This is a genomic window from Dyadobacter sp., from assembly GCF_051859145.1.
Classification (GTDB): Bacteria; Bacteroidota; Bacteroidia; order Cytophagales; family Spirosomataceae; genus Dyadobacter.
On record NZ_JBHYGF010000478.1, the window covers coordinates 1 to 2,687 of the forward strand.

The 2,687-nt window shown below is 43.4% G+C and carries 3 protein-coding genes and 1 pseudogene; all 4 read left to right on the top strand.

What is annotated here, in order from left to right; all coding sequences use genetic code 11:
- Window positions 1-196 (top strand): annotated as a pseudogene (locus tag ACTIE6_RS22300) (hypothetical protein); the annotation flags it as partial.
- Window positions 197-267: 71 nt separating this feature from the next.
- Window positions 268-426, top strand: a complete 159-nt coding sequence (rpmH, locus tag ACTIE6_RS22305) for a 50S ribosomal protein L34 (protein WP_035333740.1) — start codon at window positions 268-270, stop codon at window positions 424-426.
- 125 nt (window positions 427-551) lie between these two features.
- Window positions 552-959, top strand: coding sequence for a ribonuclease P protein component (locus ACTIE6_RS22310; RefSeq protein ID WP_439558731.1), 408 nt, complete (start codon window positions 552-554; stop codon window positions 957-959).
- A gap of 13 nt (window positions 960-972) precedes the next feature.
- Window positions 973-2,625 (top strand): S41 family peptidase, encoded by a 1,653-nt coding sequence (locus ACTIE6_RS22315; protein ID WP_439558732.1) that lies wholly within the window; start codon window positions 973-975, stop codon window positions 2,623-2,625.
- The last annotated feature ends 62 nt before the right edge of the window (window positions 2,626-2,687 follow it).

The following is a 2,687-nucleotide window of genomic DNA, read 5'->3' on the forward strand; positions in this document are numbered from 1 at the left end:
GTACAACAAAGAAATGATTGCCCGTACCGAGTTGGTGCTCAGCACAAAAGAACAGCAGGTAATCATCCCAAAATTGAAGAATATGCCCTACACCATCCTCAATGTAACGCCAGATTGGGATCCGGCCTGGGCATCAGTAGAAGTTAATAATGGCTGTGCAGAATGGTATTTTAAGAAAAAGTTTTTCTATAGATAATTTTTTTTCTACCTTTGCAAGCCAAAATTAGGGATAGTCAGAGATTTATATCGCAATAATTTGATACTGAGATGAAACGTACCTTTCAACCATCGAATCGCAAGAGGAGAAATAAGCACGGATTCCGTGAAAGAATGTCCACGGCAAACGGGCGTAAAGTAATTGCTGGCCGTCGTAAAAAAGGCCGTTGGAAACTAACTGTTTCTGACGAAAAGCGCCACAAGCAATAATCAGGGTTTGATGGTTTGAGTTTAGGGCGGCAGTCCGGGATGTAAGGTCCGGGACGCAAAGTCTTTCATAGTCTGATAAATTTGACCATCATCAAGTTTATCAGACATTTTTTTTAATAGAAGACTTGAAACAAACATTTGGCAAAAATGAGCGTTTATGCAGCCCCCGTATAATCGGCAGGCTTTTCAAGAAGGGTAGTTCGGAGGTCCACACGTTCTACCTTTTTCCTTTTAGGGTGCTTTATATGTATGATCAGAGCCCCATTTCTCCACTTCCGCAAGTCTTATTTTCAGTCTCCAAGCGGAATTTCAAAAAAGCTGTCGACAGAAATCTCATTCGTCGCCGCTGCCGCGAAGCTTACCGGCTTAACAAGCATTCACTGGTTACATTAACCACTGAATCAAGACCTTCCTACATCGCTTTTTTATATCTTGCAAAAGAAATAGTGTCCTACGACGTTATTGAATCGGCTATGAAGCAATCGCTCACCAAACTGGAAAAGTTGCCGGCCTCACCCAAAAGTCCATCCTAATTCCTGAACATAGATGAAAAAGTATTTCCGCTCCATGTTGCTGGCTTTGCCCGTAGTTGGCGGTCTGGCATTTGTGTCTTTCCGGCAAGACGACCGCCTGTTCGAAATAGCGCGTAACCTTGATATTTATGCTACGCTTTTCAAGGAACTGAATGCGTACTATGTGGATGAAATCAATCCTAATCAGTTGATCAAGACCAGTATAGACAATATGCTCCGCTCGCTGGATCCTTACACCGTGTATTATGCGGAAGATGATATCGAGGATTATATGACGATGACCACCGGCAAATACAATGGTATCGGTGCAATCGTGAATTCGGCGGATGGAAAGCACACCGTGATGATGGTATATGAAGATACACCAGCCCAAAAAGCCGGGTTGCAACTGGGCGACGAAATCACGAAAATCAATGGCATTGATCTGTCTACAAGAGAGGATTTCGATACCGGGAAGTTGCTGAAAGGACAGTCGCAAACCAATGTAACGCTGACTGTAAAAAGGTATGGTATCCCCAAGCCGCTCGAAATCAGCCTAAACCGTGATATTGTAAAGGTTACTAATGTACCTTATTACGGAATGCTGAATGAGAATGTGGGCTACATTGACCTGAAAGATTTTACAGCGTCTGCTTCCCGCGAAGTGCGCAATGCATTTCAGGAGCTCAAAGGAAAAGGTATGAAGTATGTCGTGCTTGATTTGCGCGACAATCCGGGTGGTTTACTGAATATGGCGATTGAGATCTCCAATATCTTCATTGCCAAAGGTGAAGAAATCGTTTCGACAAAAGGGAAGGTGAACGATTGGAATAAAACTTACACCGCATACAATCCCGCGCTTGACACAGATATTCCGGTTGTCGTTTTAACAAACAACCGAAGTGCTTCCGCTGCTGAAATCGTTTCGGGAGTAATTCAGGATTACGACAGAGGTGTCTTAATCGGACAAAGAACTTACGGAAAAGGGCTGGTACAAACCACGCGCGATCTATCCTTTAATACCAAAATGAAGATCACAACTGCCAAATATTACATTCCGAGCGGCAGGTGCATTCAGGCTATTGATTACAGCCATCGGAATGACGATGGCAGCGTAGGCAAGATCCCCGATTCATTGATGACAGAGTTTAAAACCAAAAACGGCAGGGCTGTTTTTGATGGTGGCGGTATTTTGCCTGATATACTGACAGAGAAGGAAACCTACTCTCCTCTCGCAACTTCTCTGGGACGCAACCGGTTGTTCTTTGATTATGCGGTAAAATACCATTTCGAGCACCCAACTATTAAGCCAGCCAAAGAATTTCAGCTTTCCGACGCAGATTATGCGGCTTTTGTGAAATGGTTGGGAGACAAGGAATATGATTATACCACACAAGTGGAACGCGAGCTAAGTGAACTGGAAGCTTCTGCTAAAAAGGAAAAATCGCTTGAAGTAATCGAGGATCAGTTAAAAGCATTGAAGTCGAAGCTTGGACACAGCAAAGACAACGATCTGCAGATATTCAAGCCGGAAATCAAGAGAATATTGGAAGAAGAGATTATAAAGCATTATTACTTTGAAAAAGGAACGCGGGAGGCTTCTTTCAATAATGATACTGAGGTAAAAGCCGCATTGGCGCTCTTCAAGGAGCCTGCCCGCTACAACGAAATTCTAAAAAAGAAATAGTCACTTTCAGCCCGTCGCACCGACGGGCTTATCGTTTATGCTTATCCTAGCTATTGATACTT